3 protein-coding genes are annotated in these 2,580 nt (G+C 62.6%); all 3 read right to left on the minus strand.

Annotation, left to right across the window (positions count from 1 at the left end):
- A partial coding sequence (locus DQ229_RS06135) for a Wzz/FepE/Etk N-terminal domain-containing protein (protein WP_238380976.1) occupies nucleotides 1–1,439 on the minus strand: 1,439 nt, incomplete at its 3' end.
- Between the two features lie 29 nt (nucleotides 1,440–1,468).
- The gene (locus DQ229_RS06140) at nucleotides 1,469–1,909 is read right to left on the minus strand and encodes a low molecular weight protein-tyrosine-phosphatase (RefSeq protein WP_114965390.1); all 441 of its coding nucleotides are present in this window, start codon (nucleotides 1,907–1,909) and stop codon (nucleotides 1,469–1,471) included.
- Nucleotides 1,906–2,580 (minus strand): polysaccharide biosynthesis/export family protein (locus DQ229_RS16470; RefSeq protein ID WP_476561125.1); only part of this gene is annotated, 675 nt, incomplete at its 5' end. The genes DQ229_RS16470 and DQ229_RS06140, both read right to left, overlap by 4 nt.

The raw sequence follows: 2,580 nt of genomic DNA on the forward strand, positions 1-2,580 counted from the left end.
ACCGTCGCGTAGAGCGACAGGCCCAGATCCTCGATCTCGCGCGCGTCCTCGATGCCGCGGCGAAGGGCGTTGACGCCGAACACCCCGAGCGCGCCGAGCAGGAATGCCAGGGTTGCCCCCAATATGATGGGCGTGCGGCGGTCAGGCCCGACCTGGCGGCCGAATTCAGCCGGCTCCAGCACGAAGATGTTGCCGATCGTGCTGGCGCGAAGAATGCGCAGTTGCTCCACCCGGTTGGTCAACTGCAACTCAAGCTGGCGGGCCCGGTCAACCTGCTGCGTGAGCCTTGCAAGCTCTTGTTCCGCCTCGGGAACCTCGCCCATAAGCGCGCGCAGGTCTTCCAGCCGCGCGCGCAGGCGGTCTTCCTCGGCCACGAGGGCGAGATAATCCGGGTGGTTGGAGGTCAGCCGCAAAAGCAATTGCTCGCGCCTGAATTCGAGATTCTCGATCTCGGTTTCCAGCTCGACTGTCTGGTTGAGCAATTGCTGGGTCGTCAGGCTGAGTTCGCGGCTATCCTGATTGCGCCGGTATTCTGCAAGCGCCTCGCTGGCTGCGCGGTATTCCGCACGCAGTTCCGGCAGTTGCTCTTCGATGAAGGCAATGCTCTGGTCGATCTGGGCAGAGCGGCGGCCAAGATTGTGATCCTGGTAGGTTTCGACAACCGTGTTGATGATCCGCGTGGCCTGGTCCGGGTCCGGCCCGCTGAACGAAAAGTCCACGATGCCTGACGAGCCCCGCTCGACGATTTCAAGCCCGCGGGCGACCGCCTGAATGGCTACGCGCGGGGCGATGCGCCGCACCCTGAACTCGCGGCCCGGCGGGGCTTGCAGGGCCGCAATTTCAAGTGTTCCTCCACCAGGCAAGGCGATGGGCGCGTCTGAATCGGCCTCGATGCGCGCACCATCGGGCAAGGTCACGGCAACCCGGCCTGCCGCAAGCACTTCGAGATGCAGATCCACCTGGTCCAGGTCGGCGGGCAGATCGAGCCGCGCAACCTGCAGATACTCACCCGCGCGAATAAATCTTTCAGGCAGGAAGTCACCAATGAACGGCAGGTTCCTTCGCGCCAGGGCCTCGCCGATGACCGGGGCCTTTACCGGATCGACCCTGAGATCGAGCGACAGCGCATCGACAACCGGTCGAAGGATAAGCCGCGAGCGAATGATGTGAATCTCGGTTGCCAGCGGGCCGCTGGTGCCTTCGGCACCGCTGAGCAGAGTGCCCACCAACTCGGCCGGCAACGAGACCGAGCCCGACCGGCGCTCGATCTGCACCACGGCGTCGGCCCGAAACATGTTCGGGGCCAATTGCCCTATGAAAGCCCCCGCGAGGCCGCCCAGAAGCAGGATCGTCAGCATCCACCATTTGCGCGCCAGAATCTGCGCAAACAGATCCGAAAGGGCGAACTCATCCTCGCCCTCACTGCGCGCAGTACCCATTTGCAAGGGTTGGGCGGGACGATTCTGGTTCATTTCAGGTTTTCCAGTTGCTCTGCCCATTGGCGGACGCTTTCCAGTACCAGTTCCGCCATCTGCAGGTGCATGGCCTGGCCGCGCTTGTAGGGATCGGGGATCTCCTTGCCCTGTTCAAAATGGCCCAGCAGGAATGTCTTGCCGATCAGATGAGGCCAGCGCGACATCATTTCGCTGCGGTGATGGTTCTCCATCACGAAGATCACGTCGGCATCACGCCCCAGCTCATCTGAAAACTGCTGCGCACGATGCGGCTGGATCTCGATGCCATGCGCTCTTGCGGCACTTGCGCTGTCACGATCAATATCGTGGCCAACAAGCGCATGCAAACCGGCAGAGCGCACAATCACACCTGGAAGGGCCTGGCGAAAGGCGGCTTCAGCCACGGGCGAGCGGCAGATATTGCCCGTGCAGACAGTGAGCAGGCGCTGGGTCATTCGGCTATGTCTTCGGCAATCGACCTTACCCTCACCACACCGGAAACCGGGGTCAGCAGCCTGCCCACGGTATCGTTCCAGCGCGTGATCGGATCGGTTGTCACGAAGACCACATCCATGGGCGCCATCGCGAATTGCGACGTCAGCATCAGGACACTGGCATCGCGCAGGTCGAACTGGAACACCAGGAAGCCTTCGGTCTGCCCCGGAGGGCGGCGAAACACGAAAATGCCGCGCGCATCTCCGCGCACCCGTGACGGGCCGCCGCGTGCAGCCAGAACCTCTGTCAGGGTCTTGCGTTCGGGACCAAGGCGAATTTCGCCCACGCCTATCTCGCCGAAAGTGAAGACCCTGTTGTCCGACAGAGGGGGCACATAGACCACGTCTTGCGGCAGAAGAATCGGATTCTGGTTGGGCTGCCCCTCTTCCATGAAGGCGAGCAGATTGACGCGAAACTCCCGGCCGTGCCGGCGAATGACCACCTGGCGCAGATCGGATTCGTCGGAAATGCCCGAATTGTTGACCAGATCGAGCAGGCGAAGGGGGACATTCGTCAGGGTGGTGCTGCCGGGCGTGCCGATCGTGCCGGTGATGGTAACGCGATGCGCCCGAAAATTCTGCACCTCAACCTCCACCTGCGGATCGGCGATATACTCGCGCAGGGCGGTTTC

Source organism: Alkalilacustris brevis (assembly GCF_003350345.1).
Taxonomy (GTDB): Bacteria; Pseudomonadota; Alphaproteobacteria; order Rhodobacterales; family Rhodobacteraceae; genus Alkalilacustris; species Alkalilacustris brevis.

Bases quoted from the DNA above. Each gene is read 5' to 3' on its own strand.
- DQ229_RS06140 (WP_114965390.1), bottom strand. From the start codon at position 1,909: ATGACCCAGCGCCTGCTCACTGTCTGCACGGGCAATATCTGCCGCTCG.